The following is a 21,516-nucleotide window of genomic DNA, read 5'->3' as shown; positions in this document are numbered from 1 at the left end:
AACATTAAGCCTCTCCACTCTCATCTTCAGCAGAAGAACATTTCAGACCGTATCCCACTCAAATCTATCAAAAATCAGCTTTTACATAATGCTAGTCGTCCAGTCCGAATCTATCTCCCCGCATACAATACAGTATATTCCAAGAAGGAGATGATAGATTAATGGCACAGATATTGGCATATGGCACTAACGTTCCAACTCCAATTACGGATGGAGCGGCTATTACAATTCCGTTGACCCCTGCTGGTCAAGGGATCTCGCAGGTTAGAATTGTGGTTCCTCCAGTGGCAAATAATCGTGTAGAGCTGGTGGCTGCTGTTGGTTTCCGGGGGGATTTGGGAACAGGCAGCGTCCTCTTCCGTATCTTCCGGGATGGTCATGAAATTTATTATGCGCGTCAAGGCTTTGAAGCCGGCTTCGAGAAATATTATCTGACCACGCTTCAAGCTATTGATCCGGGCGTGGCCGCAGGAACGCATGACTATACCCTTTCTGTCGAGCTTCTTACACCAGGCACCGCGGCTACTGTTATTGGACCGATCACCTTCAGCGCTTTGGCAGTTGAACTCTAATTCATCGCGACTTAAGCAGCGCATACAAAAAGAGCCCTTAACCGGGCTCTTTTTGTGTTGTTCTATTCAGAACAATCAAGGTACAGCAGCATTACGACCGCACCATGCCGGATTTCAAACGTGTCTTGCGGCTACAATTAGACAACGTCGTAACCCTGCTCCTCAATCGCTTCTTTCAACGCTTCGACTGTCACTTTGCTCTCATCGTACTTGACGGCAACTGTGCCGGACGCTAGATCCACTGTGCCGGCTGCTCCAGCCTCACTAAGGGCACCTTCCACTGCCTTAACGCAGTGCTGACAAGACATGCCCTGTACATTCAATGTTATTTCTGCCATATTCGCTGCCTCCCCGCGTAATTATTTCATTAATTTATTAACCGTCACGAGCAGTTCATCCATAACTTCCATCTCTCCGGCTTGAATTCGTTCTATAACACAGCTCTTCATATGCCCTTCCAGCAGAAGCTTGCCGACGCTGTTCAGCGCGGACTGAATCGCAGCAATCTGATTAAGCACATCATCACAGTACGTGTCCCTCTCAATCATACCCTTGACCCCGCGGATCTGGCCTTCCACCCGATTCAACCGGGTGATCAGATTACTCTTCGTCTTCTCGGAATGGTGGCTCTGACGGGCATGATCCCCTGTAGCACAGCAGTCTGCATTTGCGGCCTGCACCTGATTCTCTTCTGACACTCTTCCCGCCCCCTTATTTCTTCATTCTAATTTCTTGAGTTAATCCGATAAGACACATTGTCTAAAAATAACCTGTTCGTAACGCTTCTCACCAATATGGACATGTTAACTAGGTCGTATCTATATTTTTAGTATAATATACCCCAAGGGGGTATTCAAGCACTTTCTTGCTTCAGCTTCTATCCAAGGTCCGATTGTTCCTAAATAGTAACATTTGAGGACTGGAATTAGAAATTTAGCGTTCGTATAACGGGTATACTTATAGTTAGACCCCCAGAGTGACTTTTTTCACAGATTGGACATAAACCCGCCTAGGCCGCTTCCGGTTTATAGCCCGTTGTAGTCATGTTCTTCTGGCAATACTAAGATACAATCATAATGATATTTACTAGAGAAGGTGACGATGCATTGAATATCAAATCAAATTATCCCTGGTTGAGCACAATTATGCTCTTCTGCATGCTGCTCCTCCTCGCATGTCCTGGACAAGTCTCCGCACATGCTTATGTCGTGAAATCCATCCCTGCCGCCAATGAGGCCCTGGATAAATCGCCAGAAGAGATCACGATAGTGTATAACGAACCCATTGAGAGGGTGTTCCATTCCCTGGCTGTAACCAACACCAGCGGAGCACGTGTAGACCTGGACAATTCCCACGTGGATGAGAAGAATCCAGCTAAGCTTACCGCGGGTCTTCAGAAGAATCTGCCGGATGGAATCTATACCGTTAGCTGGCGGGTAGTCTCTGCGGATGGCCACCCGATTACAGGTGTCCTTCCGTTCATCATCGGCAGCGGTGAATCCGTACCCATTGCGGAGACCGCTGCTGCGGCCAAGTCACTCCCGGATTGGGACGGGACGCTGATCCGCTGGCTGCAGTATACGGGTCTGTCCCTGTATCTCGGCACACTCTTCTTCCATTTATTCCTGCTTCCCAAAGCAGAGCGCCGAGAGGCATATAAGCTGGGCCGAAGCCAATGGACCCTGATCATTTCCTTTGTGCTTACTGCGGCGGGTGTCGTATTAAGTCTTCCCCTGCATGCCAAGCTTGATGCCGGAGTCACCTGGAGTGAGGCTTGGGGCAAAGATGTGCTTGGCGAGACGCTCAGATACTCCTCGTTTGGTTCCATCTGGTGGACCCAGGTGCTGCTCCTGCTAATTCTCGCAGGTCTGACTTATGCCCTTATCCCCAAGTGGAGCCAAGGGGAGAAGCCGGTCTTTGCAGGAATGGCCGTTGGCACGATCCTGGCCATGTTCGCGGCGAAGGCATTCATGGGACATGCCGCTACCGCGGAGCTCGAAGGGGTTGCCATCGGCAATGACTTCGTGCACCTGGCCGCCGCATCTCTGTGGCTGGGGAGTCTGCTCGCCTTGGCGTTCCTGCTTCCGGCTTACAGCCGGGGCAAGACTGATCCTGCAGAGCGCAAGCAGCTCTACTGGGCGACGATTCAGCGGTTCTCGCTGACCGGAGCGGTATGCGTGATTCTTTTGCTCGGAAGCGGTATCTATGGCATCAAAATCTTCACTCCGTCGCTGGGCTCGCTGTTCACGTCCATATACGGACAGGTGCTGCTAGGCAAAATCGCCTTGTTCATCATCATGCTCGTCTTCGCGCTTACCGGCTTCCTCCGGGGGAGACGGCAGAACAAGGTATTAGGCCCGGCGGTATGGATCGAATTCTCCGTGGGGATTGTTGTGCTCATCCTGGCGGCTATTCTGTCAAATCTGCCTACCGCCCTGTCCAATCCAGGTCCTGCTCATCTGGAGGATACGACCCGGACCGGCTACACCGTGATGATCGACATTTCTCCTAATATTATGGGCAAGAACGAATTCAAGATCTCGGTCAAGGACCCCGATGGCAAGCCGGTCACGGCCATTGAGCAGGCTTCCTTGAAGCTGACCTCCCGCGAGATGGCGATGGGGACGCTTGAGATCAACATGCCTGGCAACACTTCTCCTGTCATCAAGGAAGATCTGATTACCATGGCGGGCCGCTGGGAGATCAAGTACCACGTCCTTCTGAAGTCGCTGGATTCTCTGGATGGCATTGTTAACTTTACCGTGGGTAACCCCAAATAATTGATCGAAGAATATCTATATAAAAGGAGACTTAATCTGAAATGAGACACGTATTCTCTAAATGGACAGCTGTATTTCCGGCAGTTATAGCAGGCACCTTATTGTTCGCCGGCCTTGCCAGTGCGCATATCACCGTGAAGCCCTCGGCTTCGAAGCCTAAAGCTTACGAGACTTATACCCTCAAGATCCCTGTGGAGAAGGAGGTCCCTACGGTTAAAATTGCCATCAAGGTCCCTGCCGGCGTCGACTTCAAGAACTACCAGCCTGTACCCGGCTGGAAGGTAGAGACGGTCAAAGATGATGCGGGCAGAATCACCACTGTCACCTGGGCCGCTGAAGGGGATGGCGGGATTGAGCCAGGCCAGTTCCAGCAATTCAATTTTGTGGCGAAGAACCCGGATAAAGAGACCTCCATCGCGTGGGATGCCTATCAGTACTATAAAGATGGCACAATCGTCGAGTGGACTGGGGACGGCGGAGAATCCCCCCACTCTGTGACCACAGTGAGCGCGTCTGCTGATGCTTCCGCTGCTTCGGACAGCGGCCATGATGACCATGGAGCCGCAGCGCCGGACAATCAGTCCAGCACAGCTGCCGAAGCTCCGGCAGCGGGCACAGAGACAGCTGGATCTGCTACGAACACGGCTTCGCCTGCCACAGACACAGCTGCGTCTGCCACGGACACGGCTGTGCAGGCAAGCAGCGGTTCCTCCTCGGCTCAGACCCTCTCGATCGTGCTGTCCGCTGCCGCCTTAGCCACGTCGCTGGCCGCACTATGGGTCTCCATTCTGTTCGTGCGGAGAATCAAACGTTAACAAAATGAATTTCTTGAAGTTAGACAACAAAGAGGTTATCCCTGGCATGAACTGCCTTGGATAACCTCTTTGTCTTGGTATAAACACATCCTCTTCTATAGCTGTCTTGCAGACTTAAGTGTATTCGTCTGTTAACCCTGATTCCGTCTAATGATGGGTGTCAGGGCGCAGGATGGAAAGTGTACATCAGGCCAGCTGCTCTTTGATCCGCTCATTCAGCCACTTCGCATTCAGCAGGGCGCGGGAATCGGCCAAGATATCGCCCGGCTTGCTTCCTTTGCCAATGATATAGCCTTCCAGCGGCAGCCCTACGAAGTCGAAGGTGTATTTGAGCTGCTGAATCAGCGGCAGGGCCTTGATATGCGGATCGTCCCCGCCAACGGCGACGATATAGGCTTTCTTTTGCGAGATGAGGTCCTTGAAGTTGTAGTCTGGACTCCTCAGGCTCTGGGACCACCGATCAATGAACGTCTTGAGCGGGCTTGATACCCCAAACCAATAGACCGGGGTTGCGAAGATCAGAATGTCATGCTCCAGAACACGCTGAATCAGTTCATCATGTTCGTCCTCCACAGGCTGAAAGCCGCCAGGTACATGGCGCTGATCAACGATCGTCCGGATATCCTTCTCGCGCAGTACAAATTTGCTGTGGCTGATCCCTTCAACCACTTGGTCCGCCAGCTGCTCTGTATTCCCGCCCGGGCGCGTGCTCCCGATTAATACTGCAATACTCAATCGCCCATCTCCTCCCATAAAATGTAGCTGCGTTCTTAAAGACATACTACGATGTTATGCGCTTCAGTACCATAACATTCTGCCTCATATCTGCTAAGCTTCCGTCTCCGTCCCTGTTCCGCTACTGGCCTTTGTGATGAGTTCCTTCCCCGACCTAAGTCCAGATCAAGAACCGTCTGAGGGCCGTTTTGAATGAATCCCCCGCAAGGTAAGATATAGACATAAGTTACAAGCAGTACCCTATAAGTTACAACCATACCTCATATTGTGAACGCATTAACTGAACCCTATATAACCAATTCAGATTCGAAAGGGAGATTATGACTATGAAAAAATTGTACAGATCCAGAACCGATCGTAAAATCAGCGGACTTTGCGGAGGCCTTGCGCAGTACTTTGGCGTTGATCCAACCGTAATTCGTCTGGTCACGGTAGTGGGAGCCATCTTCAGCTTCGGCAGCTTTGTCCCGATCTATGTGATTGCAAGCCTCCTGGTTCCGAAGGAGACGGCCGGCGGTTTTGGATTCCATGACTCTTATCACCACACTTACTAATACAAATATTAAGGAGCGATAGAACATGAGTATATTTGAAAGACTAGCCAATATGACGAAAGCCGTTGCCCACGAAGCCTTGAACAAGCTGGAGAACCCGGTCCTGCTAATGAACCAATACCTTCGTAACCTCGAAGAAGACATTCGGACCGCTGAACGTAAGCTGACAGAGCAGCAGGGTTCAATTAAGGTCCTTGCCTGGCGCAAGGAAGAAGCCCTTCGTTCTGCCGAGCAGTCCGAACAGGCTGCCGCTCAGGCTCTTGCCGGAGGGAATGAAGCCGCTGCAAGAGAGGCCCTCTCAGCGAAGCTGCAGTTCCTTGAGCAGGCAGATCTGCATGCCGCCCGGCTGCAGGAAGCAGGCGTGCGCATCCAGGAGCTTGAGTTCCAGATTCAGAATGCCAAGGAAGAGCATGAGCGCCTGAAAGAGAAGCGTACCGAGCTTGCGGCTCGAGCCCAGAAGGCGGAGGAAAGATCTCAGAGCATCCGCCCAAGCTTCAGTTATGGCATCGAGAGCGGGTCTGCTGCCAGGGGCTTTGAGCGTATGGAAGAGAAAATCATGCAGTGGGAAGCGAATCTGGATGCCGCAGGTCATACGTATACAGCACCAGCCGCAAGTGCACCGGGCACGGAAGTGAAGTCCGCCTACTCGGCAGCTGTGGAAGAAGAGCTCCAACGTCTGCAAAGCAAGCGAAGTGACATGCAAGCGAAGTGACAAACAAGTGAAGTGACAAACAAGCGAAGCGACAAGCAAGCGAAGTGACATGCAAGCGAAGTGACATGCAAGCGAAGTGACATGCAAGCGAAGTGACATGCAAGCGAAGTGACATGCAAGCGAAGTGACATGCAAGCGAAGTGACATGCAAGCGAAGTGACATGCAAGCGAAGTGACATGCAAGCGAAGTGACATGCAAGCGAACACCAAGGCCCGGAGCAGCTGCTCCGGGCCTTGTGCCTTGTGAACCCTATGAATTACTTGTCGCTCTTGCCTGCCTTGAACACCTCACCGATTGCGCCAATACTGCCCAGCGCATCAACCGTCGAGGTGGGAAGGAACACTTTGTTCGCAGGACCCTTGGCAATCTCGGTCAAGGCTTCAAAAGAATAATAAGCTAGCACGTTCTCGTCCAGCCCGGCTCCCTGCAGCAGCGCAATCCGGTTCTTCTCGGCTTCCGCGACAACCTGAATCGCCTTCGCCTGACCCAATGCCTCAAGCTCCTGGGCCTGCCCAAGACCTTCCGCTTCGCGGATACGCGCTTCCTTATCCCCTTCCGCCTTGAGGATCTTGCTCTGCTTATCCCCTTCAGCGCGGAGAATCATGTCCTGCTTCGCCGCTTCCGCTTCAAGCACGATCGCCCGTTTGCTGCGCTCGGCCTTCATTTGTTTGTCCATCGCTTCCTGGATATCGAGCGGAGGCTTAATATCGATAACCTCTACCCGTTCAATGCGAACGCCCCATTTCTCGGTTGCTTCATCCAGCGCGAGGCGAATTTCAGTAGAGATCTTCTCCCGTCCGGACAGCGTCTCGTCCAGCTCCAGCTTACCGATAATTTGGCGCATCGTCGCTGTAGAGATGTTGCGTACCCCGTACACATAGTCCGAAATCCCGTAAGTCGCTTCTTCCGGCCCTACCACCTGATAGAAAATAATCGTGTCGATCTGGACCTGCACGTTATCCTTGGTGATGACCGTCTGCGGTGGAACGTTCGCCTGCTGAATCCGCAGGTCATGATAGATGCGAACCTGATCGATCACAGGAATCAGAATGTTCAGCCCCGGCGTCAGCAAACGGTGAAATCTCCCCAGACGCTCAACGACACCTACCCGCTGCTGCGGTACGATTTTGACAGTTAAAGCAATGAATATAACAACGACAACCAGAATAATGCCAATTACGGCCCAAGTCATTAATGTGTATCCTCCCATCGTTCTACCTCTAGTATGGCATTGCCCCGTTTCACAACGATGACCCGTTCATCTACGCCGATGAACTGATCGGACACCGCAGTCCACGTGTCTCCCCCGATCTTCACAATCCCGTTCTTCAATTTGTCGATCGGCTCGACCACAATCCCCTGCTTGCCGACAAGCTCGGTACCGATGTCTTGGAACCCTCTGGATGTACGAAATCCTCTGACCAGCGGCTTGGTAAATACGGTTAAGACCAGCGCGACCGCACAGCCGATAACCACCTGCATCAAAATGTTATCCGGTGCGATCCACGCCACCAGCGCCGCCGCCCCTGCTCCTATACTAAGCCACAGGAGGTAGAACGTGAGCGTCATCATTTCTGAGACAAGTAGAATCCCGGCAGCAATCAGCCATAACACCCATATATGCATCCGGCAGATGCACCACCTTTCCGCGATATACCTATATATACGAACCAACTGCCCAAAGGTATTCAGGAATCCTGACTATTTATATTCTAGGCAGACTAGGAAGGGTCGTAATAAGCCGTGAAGGAGACGGTCGCTTTGATAACACTGCCTGGAGCCTGGGTCTCGTAAGGCCTCTGGAAATTAAAGGAGTCAATCGCAATCAGACGCTTCAGCTTCTGAAGCTCTGACATCCAGAGCTTGATCTGACTGTAATTGCCTTCAAGCGTAGCCGTCATCTTCACTTCGCGAACTGTTGGGAAAGGCGACTTGTCCTTGCTTGATGAGGACCGGATCAGATTCGACTCCGGCAGCGTGAACTGAACATCCTGCAGAATGACAGCGGCCTTCCGGTTGATTTGGGCAAAATCCAATATAAGCTGCTCCGTATTCTCGCTGGCTGGCAAATATTCGCGGATGGCCGCCATCTCAGGACTATCCTCATTATTCCCTTTTAGCTCATTGACTCTGTTCTGCATAAGACCGTTATCTTGCTCCAAGGTGCTGATCTCCTCCTGCTGCGCAGCAGCCTCTTTGACCACCGGCTGAACAGCAAGCATATAGAAGGCGAATAACAGCAGGAACAGGAGGACAGCGGCCGGCAGTAGAACAGTGCGGTACTTTCGAACAATCTCCATCATCTATTCCACCCCGCCTTCCTGCGTCTGCTTGTCACTTGTCATACGAATCTTGTAGACTGCGGCATAGACCCGCATAGGAAGATTACCTGCCTCCACCATGTCTCCGGACAGCTTCTCAATCTCCATACTCACGGCAAAAGGCAGCTTGCGCAGCTGGCTCAGGTACACCGAAGCATCCTCCATCTTCACGAAATTCGCAGTTAGCGTAATCTCTGTATTCTGTGTGTATCCTATGTTAACAATCGCCCCGCCTTGAGGCAGCGGTTTGTTAAGCTCATCCAGGACAGCCACAGCGTCCATTCGGGATTTCAGAATGGTATTAATGACCACCTTCGGATCGGCAGGCTGTCCTGAAGAATTCAGCTTGGCCATCTCCGCCATCAGGAGCGTCTTATTGTCGTTCAGCTCCTGTATCCGGGTTGTCTGCTCATTGACTGTATTCTGATTTGTTACATAGAGAATCCCTACCGCAATAGCCCCGAAGATCCATATGACCAGAACAGAGGTCAACAATACAGGATACAGCTGTGCCTCACGGTCCTCTCTCGGGAGCAGATCCAGGGCCCCTGTCTCAGTCCTCCGGATTGCAGCTCCTATCGCTATCCGGTAGGCACCCAGTTCAGGATCGGCCGCCGCCTCACTCGTGAGCCGGTCAAAATTCACCGTCCGGATATTCACGTCTTCAAGTGCGAATTGGAGCGCATCCAGCATCTGCTGCTGGCCAGCTCTTGAACCTGTAATAATGATATCGGTAATACGGGTCTCCCCTTCGTGAAGACTGTACTGATAGAAGTTCAGCATCCGCGAAATTTCAGCAATGATCTCCTGCATTTGTTCTGTGCTTATCGTTGTCTGCCTGGCTGACGCAGACCCATCCGCTTCTAGAGCCTGGCCGCTCTCCTTGTAAGCAAAGCCTTGATTTTGCTGCACTTCATTTACATTAATGGAGCGCATGAAGATCGGCTGACCGGCATGGAACATATAGATGTCCAGATGCGTGCCATCCTGGTGAATCAGCATCGTATTGGTAAAAGTCTCATCCCTGCCGACCCCAATCGCCCGAGCAAGAGCCGTTGCCGAGGTCTCTACCGCACTAACCTTGATTCCTGCATCGGAGAGCAGTTCCACATAATCCTCTACGAGACCTCTAGGAGCGGCGTATACCAGAAGATGTGTATTCTCCTCGTCTTTGCCAATGGGGAGGTAATCATAGACCGGATTCTCAAAAGGAAGATGAAGCGCGGTCTCCACCTCAAGCTTCACAAGCTGCTCCACCTGCTTGGCATTCGTGCTTGGAATCGTCATGCGGCGGATAATAATCTGGGAAGGAGGTATGGACAGCGAGACTTCGCTGCCCTTGAGACCGTTCTCCTGAATCCAGCTGTGCAGCTGTTCGCTGAAGTTTATTTTATCTGCGATTTCATTCTCGACAATCATTCCAGGCTGAAGCGGAAGGAAGCATCTTTTCTCAAGTTCCCAGGACTTGTTCTTCTTCAGCTTGATATAGCGGACCCCATTCTGCTCAATCGTAAGACCGATCCATTTCTTGGTACCCAGTGTAAGCATGTTGTACATTTGAACCCCCTAACCGATGAGCGAGAAGTACCCGCTAATAATCTGTGAACCGTATCCGTAAGCCACGAATATCCCTATAATCAACCAAGGCCCGAAGGGAATGGGCTGCCTGCGCTGTAGAATGCCGGCTAACATGAGGACTCCGCCAACCAGGGTCCCAAGCACACAAGCGATGAATAGCGCAAGGAGTGTGTTCGGAAGCCCTATAACGAGGCCGCATAATGCCAGCAGCTTCGCATCCCCCATGCCCATCCCCCCGCCGGAGATGACAATAATGAGCAGAATGATCCCTCCCCCGGCAAGAGCCCCAAGCATATGACTCCAAAGGGAATATTCGGGAACAAGGATACGCAGTAAGATAAGTAATGGCGCGAAAAAAAGCAGCACTTTATTCGGAATGCGCATATATTTCAAGTCCGAGATGGTCACAATCACGCCGAGACTGACCAGAGCCAGTCCAACCAGAGACTCACCGGCGAGCCCTGTCCGGAGATAGACCCACAGGAAGAGCAGGCCGGTTGCGGCCTCTCCCAGCGGATAGAGCGCGGACAGCTTGGCTGAACAGTTGCGGCATCTGCCGCCTGAGAACAGATAGCTGAACACCGGGATGAGATCCCTCGCCCGAAGCCGGGTCCCGCAGGAAGAGCAGCGGGATGGCGGATGAATGATAGATTCCCCCGCCGGTACACGGAGGGCAACCACGTTATAAAAGGAACCGAGCATCAATCCTAGCAGAGTAACATATATGGCAATAAAGATAGACATCAAGGGCCAAGTCTACTTTCTATTGTGAATTTGAAACAGGAACCGGGGTTGGCCGGTTCCTGGGGAATGAATAAATTCAAGTAGTATTAATTTATAAGACTGTAATTAGCCACCGTTATTAGTATTAGTGTTAGTATTGCTGTTAGTATTAGTGGCCGGTGCGGCTTTAGCTTTCATTATTTCATCAGCGGAATACTTCTTATCATCACCAGCATTTGAAGTGGTTTTAATCACAACCCCGTCTGTAGCTTTCAGATTACCGTTCGCATCAAATGTTACTGTTCCTCCTGTAATTTGAGCTTTTGTACTTGGTAAAACTATTCCTTTTTCTAGATAACCTTTTCCTTGAAGAGTATCATCGCCTGTAGCATTAGAAACAATACTTACAGTTTTATCTTTGAAATCGCCATTCTTCTCATTGATAATATAAAGTCTAGCGGCATCGTACACCTGTCTGGCGGTAGCTACATCGGAATCTGTTCTAGCATTATTAATAATATTACTAATCAGCGGAATCGCAATAATTGCAATAATACCGAGGATAACGATAACGGCCAAGAGCTCGATCAGGGTGAATCCTTTCTCTTCCTTCCCAAGTTTCTTCAATCTTCTGTTCATAGCTTGTGCTAACATAATAATTCCTCCTAGTTGTAATTTAAGTGTGTAATTATCTTCAAGCTTGACTAAACCGACCAGTATCACGACCCACGATGCCTATTCTGCAGATGCTGTAGTGTGAACTATCCGATCAGCGGCACCACCCTTCAAGCTCTAGTTCTCCTACATCCAAGGACAATTCCAGTTATCCCATCTGACCATAGATACTGAACATCGGCAGCATAATCGCAGCCACAATGGTACCTACCACAGCAGCGAGGAAAACGATAAGCAGCGGCTCAATGAGCGACTTCAACCGGTCTACCGTGTTCTCTACATCCATCTCGTAGAAATCCGCGACCTTCTCAAGCATCTGATCAAGCGCTCCCGTCTCCTCACCTATCGCAATCATCTGTGTGACCAGCGGTGGAAACACCCACGCCTTCTTAAGGGGTTCACTTAGCGGATTACCCTGTCTTAGTGAATCCCCGGCACTGTGAATGAATCCGGCAATGACTTTATTCCCGGCGACGTCTTCCACGATCGCCAGGGACTGCAGCACAGGCACGGAGCTGGCATACAGGGATGAGAAGGTGCGGGCGAACTGCGCGATGGCGCTCTTTTGAATCAATTTACCGAATACAGGAACCTTAAGCTTGGCATAATCGACCCAGTAGGCTCCCTTCTCCGTCCGTTTGTATAACTGGAATCCAATTATTAGAAGCAGCAGACCCCCGAACCAGTAGTACCACTGATGCTGAATACTGTTGCTAAGGGCGAGCACAATCTTCGTTACAACCGGAAGTTCCGCATTCATGGAAGCGAACATCTGCACGAACTGGGGCACGATCGCCCACAACAGGTACACTACCGCAGCGATAGCGAGCACGCCCACCGTAATGGGATACATCAAGGCGGACTTGACCTTCTCCTTGGTCTTGTACTGCTTCTCGAAGAATTGGGCCAGGCGGTCAAGCGTCCCCTCCAGATTCCCGGACTCTTCCCCGGCGCGGATCATGCTGACGAACATGGACGGGAAGATCTTCTTATGATCCTGAACCGCCTGTGAGTAGGGAACACCGCGCAGCAGACTGGAGTGAATATCCCGCAGTGCCTTTCTCAGCGCCTTGCTGTCCGTCTGTTCGGACAGAATTACCGTAGCATCCACTATAGTGACTCCAGCACGGATCAAGGTAGCGAACTGCCGGCAGTAGATAATGAACTGTACATTCTTGACTGGATTACCAATATAGATTTCTTTGGAGAGCAGTGTGGTGTTCTGCTCCTTAAGGGAAAATACCGTAACTCCCCGCTTGCGGAGTTCTTCCATAGCGGTAGACTTGTCCGCTGCAGAGAGCTTGCCTTTCAGCTGCTTCCCTCTGGCTGTCTTAATCTGATATTCAAATTGCGGCATCAGCTCATCGCCTCCGTAAGATAAGCCTTGGCTGCTGAGGGATCAACAAGACCCTGCTGCAGCTGCTCGCGAATGGCCATATCCAGCGTATGCATGCCTTGCTGTCGCCCGGTCTGCATTAGGCTCTTGATCTGGTGGCTCTTCTCGGTTCGAATCAGATTCGCCACTGCTGGCGTATTCACCAGGATCTCAGTGGCGCATAGCCTTCCGCCCGCACGGCCTGCTCGCGGCAGAAGCCGCTGCGAGATGACCGAGATCAGCACCGAAGCCAGCTGAGCGCGAATCTGGGCCTGCTGCGGACCTGGAAAGGCATCGATGATCCGGTCAATCGTCTGCGGAGCATCCGTGGTATGCAGCGTAGCCAGTACAAGGTGACCGGTCTCCGCTGCGGTGATGGCCGCCGATATGGTCTCCAAATCGCGCATCTCACCGACCAGAATCACGTCCGGATCCTGCCGGAGTGCAGCTCTCAGACCATTGGCGAAGCTGGCTGTATCCCTTCCCACCTCCCGCTGATGAATCAGCGAGGATCCATGGGTGTGCAGATATTCCACCGGATCTTCCAAAGTGACAATATGCTTCTTCTGAGTCCGGTTAATGTAGCCGATGACTGCGGCTAATGTGGAGGATTTCCCGCTTCCGGTTGGCCCGGTTACGAGGATTAATCCTTGAGGCTTATTCGCAAGCGTAGTGATAATCGAAGGTAGCTGCAGCTGCTCTAATGTAGGAATTGTGCCTGGAATAAGTCTTGCTGCGATACTGATCTCACCACGCTGTCTATATATATTTATTCGGTATCTTCCCACGTCTTCGATAGTGTGGGCGAAATCTATTTCTCCCGCTTCATGGAACTTCTGGGCCTTCTCCGCGCCAAGCAGCTCCTCAGCCATCTGCTGAGCCTCAGCCGCGGTAACCAGACTATCGTCAAGAGGTGTGAGTGTTCCGTCTATCCGCATCATAGGAGGGGAGCCTGCTGAAATATGAAGATCAGAGGCACCATCATCGTTCGCTCGTCTTAGCAGTTGTTCTATCTGTTGAGTCATCCTCTATCCCTCCCTTAGTGAGCAACGGTCTCACGCAGAACCTCCTGTACCGTGGTTACGCCCTGCAGCACCTTATCGAAGCCGTCATCCATCAGATCAACCATTCCCTGCTCACGTGCCGCCTGACGAAGCTCTTCTACGGAATCGGAGCTGGTAATCATCCTGCGCAGCTGGTCGTTAATGAGTAGAACCTCATGAATCGCAAGCCTGCCGCGATAACCGGTCTGATTGCAATTCCCGCAACCTTTGCCGCGGTACAAGGTCTGAACCTCTCTGCCATGGCTGTTCAGCAGGATGACCTCCTGCTCAGTGGGGGTGTAAGAAGTTCTGCACTCCGGGCAGATCCGGCGGACAAGCCGCTGTGCTACAACTCCGAGCAGGGATGAGGCGATAAGATAAGGCTCGATGTCCATATCCCGAAGACGGGTGATCGTACTGATCGCATCATTCGTATGAATGGTGGATAGCACCAGGTGTCCCGTCAGGGAAGCCCGGATGGCGATCTCCGCCGTCTCGTTATCCCGGATCTCTCCGACCATTACAATATTCGGGTCTTGACGAAGGATCGAGCGCAGTCCCGCGGCAAAAGTAAGGCCAATCGCCGGATTCACATGCACCTGATTAATCCCTTCAAGCTGATATTCCACCGGGTCTTCCACCGTAATAATATTAGAGCTCTCATTATTCAGATGGCTCAGCGCCGAATACAGGGTCGTTGTCTTACCACTGCCTGTCGGACCGGTAATCAATAGAATCCCGTAAGGCTTCTCGATCATATCCTTGAAGACTTCCATATCACGCTGGCTGAAGCCAAGATGGTCAATCGACTTGACCCCTGTGCTCAAATCCAGCAGACGCAGCACAATCTTCTCCCCATGAATTGTAGGCAATGAGGACACCCGGATATCCACCATCTTGAGGTCGAACTGCAGCTTCATGCGCCCATCCTGTGGAAGACGCCGCTCCGCAATGTTCAGCTTGGCCATAATCTTGAGTCTCGCTGTAATAAAGCCCTGCATCTGCTTAGGGATTACCCGTTCCGTTCTAAGCAGGCCATCAATCCGGTAGCGGATCGCCAGATTGTTCTCCCCCGGGTCCACATGAATATCTGATGCCTTCAAATGGACCGCCTGCTGGATCATTTGATTCACCAGCCGAACAATGGGCGAGCTCTCATCCGTGATCTCCGTCTCTTCTATCTCTTCCTGGGTGGGCAGTTCCCCCATCATCTGGCTCATGGAGTCCCGCAGGCCATAATGGCGCGCTATAGCTCTCTGCAGGTCATCCCGTGTAGAGATTGCCGGCTCGATCCGGAATCCCGTGGTCATGCGCAGATCTTCGATGGCAAAGTAGTCCAGCGGGTCCGCCATGGCAACCATCAGCTTGCCGCCTTCCTTCATAAAAGGAAGCACCTGATAACGCTTGGCCATACTTTCCGGAATAATTTGAGTTAGAGCCGGGTCAATCTGATATTTAAATAGATTCACATGCGGAATACCAAGCTGGAATTCCAGTACCTCTATTAACTGCTGCTCAGTAATATAGCCTTGAGAGATCAACAGATCCCCCAGCCGCCGCTTCGTCTTGCGCTGTTCCTTCAGAGCCTCCTGGAGCTGTTCCTCGGAGATAACCCCATGCTCTACCAGCAGATCTCCCAATCTCTTCTTCACCATGGCCATGCCTATTCAACTCCAAAGGGGTGTATTCTTCATGCATTTGTCTAAAGACTGAGTGCAACCAGTTCGACAAGTTTAGAGCAAATCCGCATTAGATTTATAAATTGATTCATAGAAAAAATAAGAAAATAGTACGAGTTACTTCAACAATTAAAGCAAGCGAGTTAGCGTACTAAATAAGTCCCATAAAAGGGCGATTTTCCCTATTAATAATTCTCCTGCTATGGTACATTATCCTATAGAAATATATAACATAGGCTTAGTATTTTTACAATATTTTTACAGATATAACGGGAAAAATATTGTTTTTTTCAACACGAAGCACTAGGAGTGATAGGCTTATGAAGAATATTAGGTATTTAGCACTATTTTTAATATTAGGTTTCTTTCTGACTATTGTACTGGTAAGAGTGAACGCGGATAATCCAGCGCCTTACCCGCTCAGAATTCTGGAAATCCGGGATAATACAGAGACTTCGGAATTGACAAATGTGGTCAGGAGTCTCCCAGGCATGGATCTAAATATCCGAAATGTCGACACGATTCGCATGAAGAAATTCGTTGCATTGAGGGATGAGCTGGATGGTAAGTATGATGCGATCTACATTGGATCGGGGGCTTACAGTACGAATGGGGTGCAGACTTTCACCTCCCTTAACTCTGGACAGGCCAATGCTCATAATACAACCGAGCTGATGAATGACATCACCATGCTTAAAGCGAATGCCATTGTGAAGGAATATGTGGACAAGGGTCTGCTCGTTATCGTTAACAACAAAGTTCTTGAACAGAAGCCGCAGGGCAACTTGTATAAGGTATTTTATCCTTACAGCACAAAAGCCGGGGCCAGAAGCAATGTGATCTTTGTGAATTCGACTGACCTGACTTCAACTAGCGGAAGTCCTGCGCTCGCAAAAAAACTCGCGGATACGCCTTATGCGGGTATGCTGACCAAACGGCCAAGACTCAAGGTGAATTCCAAACCCATCGACTATAGCGCTGACCAGACTAAAGTGTATACGACTGGCAACAAACTGACATTCACTTTTGACGCTAATAATATTACGGACTTCAGGAATCGCATTATCAACGCGAACTTGTATATAGGTGTAGACAGTGTGCTCAAAATGGATGAGAATCAGCTGGTCGCCTCCGTACCGGTTACCTCTGCATCAGGGAATATCACGTATGATCTGCCAAAGGCTTACTCCGGGCTGCTCTATTGGAGACTTGAACTGGTTGACCAGACAAGCAAGCTGAAGAGTTACGAGACAGGCACGATCCAGTATCAAGACGAGAAGACGGTTGTCCGTGTGCTACAGGTTATGCCGTCTGACAATACGAACAGCAGCTTGTTGACTACCACTAATATGAACCCGGAATATTTGAACAATAAGAACTACAGCTATAATAGAGGCAATTATGATATCCAGATCAAGAATATGAGGATCGACACCTTTAACAGCTCAGGTTATATGACACTTAATGGTGATTACGACATGCTTATTTTTGGCTTCAGGGATGAATATAACCGTTATGCAGCGATCAGCTCTAATGCAGCAGCAGCCGTAAAAAAGTTCATTTCAACAGGACAAGCTGTCATGTTCACGCATGATACAATCTTCGAGGATCCGAACTCGGGGAACTCCAACTGGAGGAACTGGAGAGACTATTTCCAGACCGACACGGGTCAGATTGCTCCCAAGACGAATCTGGGACTCGGGGCGCCAAGAAGCTCGGAAGCTACAAGAATTGTAAATGACGGCCTTCTTACTCAATACCCATTTTATCTAAGCAAATCGGGTGCTAGCTCACCTAGTGTCAACGTGACGCATAACCAGTATTTCACCTTGAATCTTGAAGATGAGTCGATTGTTCCCTGGTATAACATTGCGGGCGGCACACGGGATGAGCAGGACAGCTGGAACCATTACTACACCTACTCCAAGGGTAATGTAACTTACTCAGGGACAGGACATGACAACACCGGATTCCCAGAATGGGAGCAAAAGTTGTTCGTGAACACGATGTATCGTGCTTTTATCGGTTCGAATCATGCGCCCGTCATCACCGTTCATTCACCGGTAGCCAATGCAATCATACCTTCGTATCAGAATCTCGTTGTCAGCTATACCGTCAATGACTGGGATCTGAAGGACCGCAACCTCACAACTGGCTTCAGGTTCAAATTCTCTGACGGAACCGAGAAGGTGATGATGCCTGAGCAGACTGTTCATACGGGGAACGTAGTTAATATGACCTTTGATAACCCACTGCCGCAGGGCGGGGATATGTCTGTTGAGATCACCGCTCGCGACAAGCAGGGCGCTATAGTCAAGCAGTCTGTTCCTGTGAAGATTCAGAAAATTACGGCCAACCTTCAGACGGATCGTACTATTTCGGCTAATGTTGTGAATGGCAAGGTAGCCAAGAATGATCCGGTCACCCTGCGTTACACGATTACACCCAAGCAGATTCCTTACTATGCCGAGAAGAATCCGATCCAGATTAGCGGCATTCGGTTCAACGAAGTTCTGCCACCTAACCTTCAAATCGCAAATATTGCGATGAGCACGGCCGCTGGAACCGTTGTACAAAGCGGGAGCCTGGAGAGCGGATATACACTTACAGGGACCTTGAACCCGATAACCTACCGGCTCTCCAGTGATAAGAAATTCTATATCGCCGACCCGGTTGTGTTCGACATTACCGTGATTCCGACTAAGAACGGCGTATACTCGTTAACGAATTCGGTGCTAACCTTCACAGATATTGGTGCTAAACAGCCGACGACGTTACCTTTTCAAAATTATGTATTTGAGGCTGTCACCTGGCTGACGAAGCTGTCGCTGCCGGACGCCACTCTGATTGTGGGTGATACCCTTCCGCTTATCGCCAAGTATGAACCAGAGGATGCAACGAACAAGGATTTCAACTGGATTTCCGACAAGCCAGGAGTTGTCTCGGTTGACCCGGTAACCGGAATTATCAATGCGATTAGTGTAGGAGAAGCCCGGATTACCGTTAAAGCGACAGATGGCAGCGGGGTTACGGGCACGGCCATAGTCAAGGTTATCCAGCCGGATCTGATCATCAGCGGTCTGAACACCGTGAGGAAAGGTGAACAGATTGAGCTCATAGCCTCCCTGCCTCTTGTGAACCAGAAGGTGAACTTGATAACCTGGGATCCCAAGGAAAGTGGTTATATAGATGTGGTTGACTCCAGTGACTTCTACAAAAAGATGGTTACAGGCCAGAAGTCAGGGACCGTTACTATTGTGGTCACCGCTACCACCGAGAATGAGAGCACACATGTAATTCGCACCTATACGAAGGAATATCAAGTTACCGTCATTAATCCTTTGCAAGGAATCAACATTACAGGGGGAGATCAGGTGGAGGTTGGCAGCAGTATCAATCTGGGTGTAAAGCTTAACCCGCTTGACGCTGACGATCTGGATAAGCTGATCTATCAGTGGGAAGTTACTGACAGCACCGGGGGAACGCTGGCTAGTCTAAGTACAACAGATTCCCAGACAACCTCACTAACTGGCTTGAAACCGGGAACAGTAATAGTTACTGTATCCGCTGGAGGGAAATCCTCGAGCAAGGAGATTACTATCATGCCAAAACCTTTAAAGGCACTCGCTCTACCAGAGGAGATCTCGATGAAAGTTGGGAAGATGCATAACCTAATGGAAGACCTGTCTATATTGACACCAGGCCTTACGCCTGAAGACAAGTCCTCCTTGATCTGGACCGTTGTTTCATTTGAGAATGCCGTACGAATTCTGGGCCCTGATACTGGACCTGGTGCGGGCATCATCGCAGCCTTAAGAGAAGGCAGAGCTGTAGTTAAGGTCGCTTATAGAGAGAATCCAAATGTCTCCGACTCCACTACAATTATAGTGAGCAAGGACAGCAACGAAGACCGTTATTAACCTTTCTTAACTCTCAGACTCACTTAACTTACCTAGCATCCAATTATCAAGATTCAGACTCAATCAACCTACTATCATCCACATATCGGACTCGAACACAAAGAACCCCCAAACCTTGAAACTACCAGGTTTGGGGGTTCTTTGTTCACGGAGATTGCTCTCTTTTACGAAATACCCTGGAACACAACTTGTAAAAGCTGCAGTAGACACTAAAGCCCTGCAGCTATTCTAGCCTTTCTAGCTACTGCAGCTTCAGCTCTCCCTGCCGGATATTGATCTTCCGAACCCGCGGCAGGCTTGAACTCTGATTCTCGAATACCTTGGGATTATAAGTTACATTGAACCGCTTCAGTCCGCCCGCTTCATGCTCATCGAACTCAATGTGGTCACTCCGCTCCACCGCCGACCCTACTACTGCGTTAACCGTAAGATCTCCTTTGGCGAAGAAGCCGCCATTAAGCCAGAATGCCGATCCAACTCCGTACAGCTCTGCTGTAGAATCTGTGTAGAAGAAGGCATCCAGCGTCTGCGGCGCCGCATTCTTGAAGGAATCGAACCTCGTCACCAGAATTTCACCCCTTGAGATTAGAACCAGCTCTTTGCCATCTAACCCGCTGATGGCGGCATCCTGAACCACCGTCTTTCCCATCACGAACATTGTAGCATCCATATTGACCTTCCCGTTAATGACTACATTACCTGTAACAATCATATTCCCCCGGATATTTATGGCCTCGCTTCCGGGAGGGTTGTCTATAGTCAGGTCGCCGTCGACGATGAACCATTTCCCGGAGTTCTTCTCCTCCGGCGTGTAGGTCAGGGTGCTGTACAGACCGCCATTAATCTTGAGTCCGCCTTTGAAAATGGCGGATCCAGTCATGCCGCTCATCTCTCTTCGCTGATCATTCAGTGTTTTTACATACTGTTCATGCTGGTCATTATAGACCTTCAATGCCTTCTCATATTCGTCCATGCTTACAGAATCAGAAGGATCTTTAGGATAAGTCGGTTCGACCCCATCCACCGGCGTCTCCATCACCTCGAACCGGGCCGCATACTGGCTGATCAGATGGTTGATGAGATCCGCAGGTCTCGAAGTACTCGACAATTGAGGCCGGATATCTTGCCGAGTAAGCTCGTCTGTATTGCCCGGGCCTTTAATCGCCTCCACGACCTTATCGACAATCGACTCATTTACATTAATCTGTACAAACTTCTTGTGATCCTTGATCTTGATATCCTGCGGCCGTACATTCGTACCGAGCACTTGTCCAACCAGACCAGCATGATTGATATCGAGTTCCCGATAAGGTACCTCATGTCCGCCGCTCCGATATACCAAGGAGTTCGCAGATTGAATCGTAATCTCGCTGCTCTGTCCGTTCAGGGGATCGATTACCGAGTAATCGTTCGTAGGCTGGTGCCCTTCATTCCCGCTAAAGATATAATCCGCCACATTACTCAGCATCAGCTTGTCCCCCGCATAGATATTGCCGCGGATATAGGGAGCTCCGTTAAGAATCACATTACTTTCCGATCCCATGGCATATTTCAGGAAATCGGGGTAGGTATCAATCGTCACTTCCTGTGCCATCTTCCGCGTAACCCCGTTAACCTGAGCCTCTACGGTAATAAGCAGGTTGTAGTTGGTGCCTAAGTGTCCTGTGCTGCCCAAGTATTTAATGCCCAGAATTCTAGCACCAGCGCTGGCTACCTCGTTACTATTCAGCCCGGTGCTTACCGACTTATTCTCTGGTTTGATCTTGCCGAGAACCTCATTGATCGTAGTCAACAGATTCTCAGGCCGTATATCGTCATACTGTTCCAATCCTGTGGTCAGGGCAGCTATGGCTTCATCGATGGATTTCTGCGCCAAATGGAGACTCTGAACATCACTCTCCCGGGTTTCGGTCCGGCGGGCGCCGCCCAGCGCAGCACTTAATACGCCCATCCCGAGAATCGTGAGTATCAGAACAACGAATAGAACCATAACCAGCGCGGAACCGCGCTCCTCTTGCACCCGCTTCATCTCA

Annotated in this window: 19 protein-coding genes; 6 read left to right on the top strand and 13 right to left on the bottom strand. The window is 50.4% G+C overall.

From position 1 onward, the window contains the following. The first annotated feature begins 161 nt into the window (after positions 1-161). Positions 162-572, top strand: a complete 411-nt coding sequence (locus LDO05_RS02370; protein WP_251377326.1) for an exosporium protein C — start codon at positions 162-164, stop codon at positions 570-572. A 137-nt stretch (positions 573-709) separates the two neighbouring features. On the opposite strand, the gene LDO05_RS02365 is transcribed toward LDO05_RS02370, so the two are convergent. Together LDO05_RS02365 and LDO05_RS02360 are read right to left on the bottom strand one after the other, a co-directional pair. Continuing rightward, a complete protein-coding gene (locus LDO05_RS02365; protein ID WP_251377325.1) occupies positions 710-910 on the bottom strand; it encodes a copper ion binding protein in 201 nt (66 codons plus the stop codon). Between the two features lie 21 nt (positions 911-931). Beyond that, positions 932-1,270, bottom strand: coding sequence for a metal-sensitive transcriptional regulator (locus tag LDO05_RS02360; RefSeq protein ID WP_481857012.1), 339 nt, complete (start codon positions 1,268-1,270; stop codon positions 932-934). Between the two features lie 408 nt (positions 1,271-1,678). Between LDO05_RS02360 and LDO05_RS02355 the strand changes: the two genes are divergently transcribed. Beyond that, the gene (locus LDO05_RS02355) at positions 1,679-3,352 is read left to right on the top strand and encodes a copper resistance protein CopC (RefSeq protein WP_251377324.1); all 1,674 of its coding nucleotides are present in this window, start codon (positions 1,679-1,681) and stop codon (positions 3,350-3,352) included. A 41-nt stretch (positions 3,353-3,393) separates the two neighbouring features. Beyond that, on the top strand, positions 3,394-4,167 hold the full coding sequence (locus LDO05_RS02350) for a YcnI family copper-binding membrane protein (RefSeq protein ID WP_251377323.1): 774 nt from the start codon (positions 3,394-3,396) through the stop codon (positions 4,165-4,167). A 186-nt stretch (positions 4,168-4,353) separates the two neighbouring features. Here LDO05_RS02350 and LDO05_RS02345 read toward each other — a convergent pair whose 3' ends face one another. Beyond that, complete coding sequence (locus tag LDO05_RS02345; RefSeq protein ID WP_251377322.1) at positions 4,354-4,902, bottom strand: flavodoxin family protein; 549 nt, start codon at positions 4,900-4,902, stop codon at positions 4,354-4,356. 326 nt (positions 4,903-5,228) lie between these two features. On the opposite strand from LDO05_RS02345, the gene LDO05_RS02340 reads away from it, so the two are divergent. Further along, entirely contained in the window at positions 5,229-5,456 is a 228-nt protein-coding gene (locus LDO05_RS02340; protein ID WP_251377321.1) for a PspC domain-containing protein, read from the top strand. Positions 5,457-5,481: 25 nt separating this feature from the next. Beyond that, complete coding sequence (locus LDO05_RS02335; RefSeq protein WP_251377320.1) at positions 5,482-6,168, top strand: PspA/IM30 family protein; 687 nt, start codon at positions 5,482-5,484, stop codon at positions 6,166-6,168. Between the two features lie 257 nt (positions 6,169-6,425). Here the strand turns inward: LDO05_RS02335 and LDO05_RS02330 are convergent, their stop codons facing one another. The 9 genes from LDO05_RS02330 to LDO05_RS02290 all read right to left on the bottom strand — a co-directional run bounded on the left by LDO05_RS02330 (position 6,426) and on the right by LDO05_RS02290 (position 15,545). Then, positions 6,426-7,361 carry an SPFH domain-containing protein gene (locus LDO05_RS02330; RefSeq protein ID WP_251377318.1) on the bottom strand — a complete coding sequence of 312 codons (936 nt, stop codon included), beginning with the start codon at positions 7,359-7,361 and terminating at the stop codon, positions 6,426-6,428. Next, entirely contained in the window at positions 7,361-7,795 is a 435-nt protein-coding gene (locus tag LDO05_RS02325; protein ID WP_251377316.1) for an NfeD family protein, read from the bottom strand. The genes LDO05_RS02330 and LDO05_RS02325 overlap by 1 nt, the downstream gene beginning before the upstream one ends. A 95-nt stretch (positions 7,796-7,890) precedes the next feature. Further along, positions 7,891-8,472, bottom strand: coding sequence for a type II secretion system protein GspM (locus LDO05_RS02320; RefSeq protein WP_251377314.1), 582 nt, complete (start codon positions 8,470-8,472; stop codon positions 7,891-7,893). After that, the gene (gene pilM, locus LDO05_RS02315; RefSeq protein ID WP_251377313.1) at positions 8,473-10,047 is read right to left on the bottom strand and encodes a pilus assembly protein PilM; all 1,575 of its coding nucleotides are present in this window, start codon (positions 10,045-10,047) and stop codon (positions 8,473-8,475) included. It abuts the gene before it with no gap. A 9-nt stretch (positions 10,048-10,056) separates the two neighbouring features. Continuing rightward, the gene (locus LDO05_RS02310; RefSeq protein WP_251377312.1) at positions 10,057-10,812 is read right to left on the bottom strand and encodes a prepilin peptidase; all 756 of its coding nucleotides are present in this window, start codon (positions 10,810-10,812) and stop codon (positions 10,057-10,059) included. A gap of 105 nt (positions 10,813-10,917) precedes the next feature. Beyond that, positions 10,918-11,445, bottom strand: coding sequence for a prepilin-type N-terminal cleavage/methylation domain-containing protein (locus tag LDO05_RS02305; protein ID WP_251377311.1), 528 nt, complete (start codon positions 11,443-11,445; stop codon positions 10,918-10,920). A 169-nt stretch (positions 11,446-11,614) separates the two neighbouring features. Beyond that, complete coding sequence (locus LDO05_RS02300) at positions 11,615-12,823, bottom strand: type II secretion system F family protein (protein WP_251377310.1); 1,209 nt, start codon at positions 12,821-12,823, stop codon at positions 11,615-11,617. Then, positions 12,823-13,866, bottom strand: a complete 1,044-nt coding sequence (locus LDO05_RS02295) for a type IV pilus twitching motility protein PilT (protein WP_251377309.1) — start codon at positions 13,864-13,866, stop codon at positions 12,823-12,825. Before LDO05_RS02295 ends, LDO05_RS02300 begins: the two co-directional genes overlap by 1 nt. Before the next feature lie 14 nt (positions 13,867-13,880). Next, positions 13,881-15,545 carry a GspE/PulE family protein gene (locus LDO05_RS02290; RefSeq protein ID WP_251377308.1) on the bottom strand — a complete coding sequence of 555 codons (1,665 nt, stop codon included), beginning with the start codon at positions 15,543-15,545 and terminating at the stop codon, positions 13,881-13,883. A gap of 338 nt (positions 15,546-15,883) precedes the next feature. Here LDO05_RS02290 and LDO05_RS02285 point away from each other — a divergent pair, with 338 nt between their 5' ends. Beyond that, positions 15,884-19,483, top strand: coding sequence for a DUF5057 domain-containing protein (locus LDO05_RS02285; RefSeq protein WP_251377307.1), 3,600 nt, complete (start codon positions 15,884-15,886; stop codon positions 19,481-19,483). Positions 19,484-19,724: 241 nt separating this feature from the next. Here the strand turns inward: LDO05_RS02285 and LDO05_RS02280 are convergent, their stop codons facing one another. Beyond that, complete coding sequence (locus tag LDO05_RS02280; protein ID WP_251377306.1) at positions 19,725-21,512, bottom strand: hypothetical protein; 1,788 nt, start codon at positions 21,510-21,512, stop codon at positions 19,725-19,727. Positions 21,513-21,516: the final 4 nt, after the last annotated feature.

It is taken from the genome of Paenibacillus sp. YPG26 (genome assembly GCF_023704175.1).
GTDB lineage: Bacteria > Bacillota > Bacilli > Paenibacillales > Paenibacillaceae > Fontibacillus.
The sequence above is the reverse complement of the archived record's forward strand: the minus strand, read 5'-3'. Positions and strand labels throughout refer to the sequence as shown.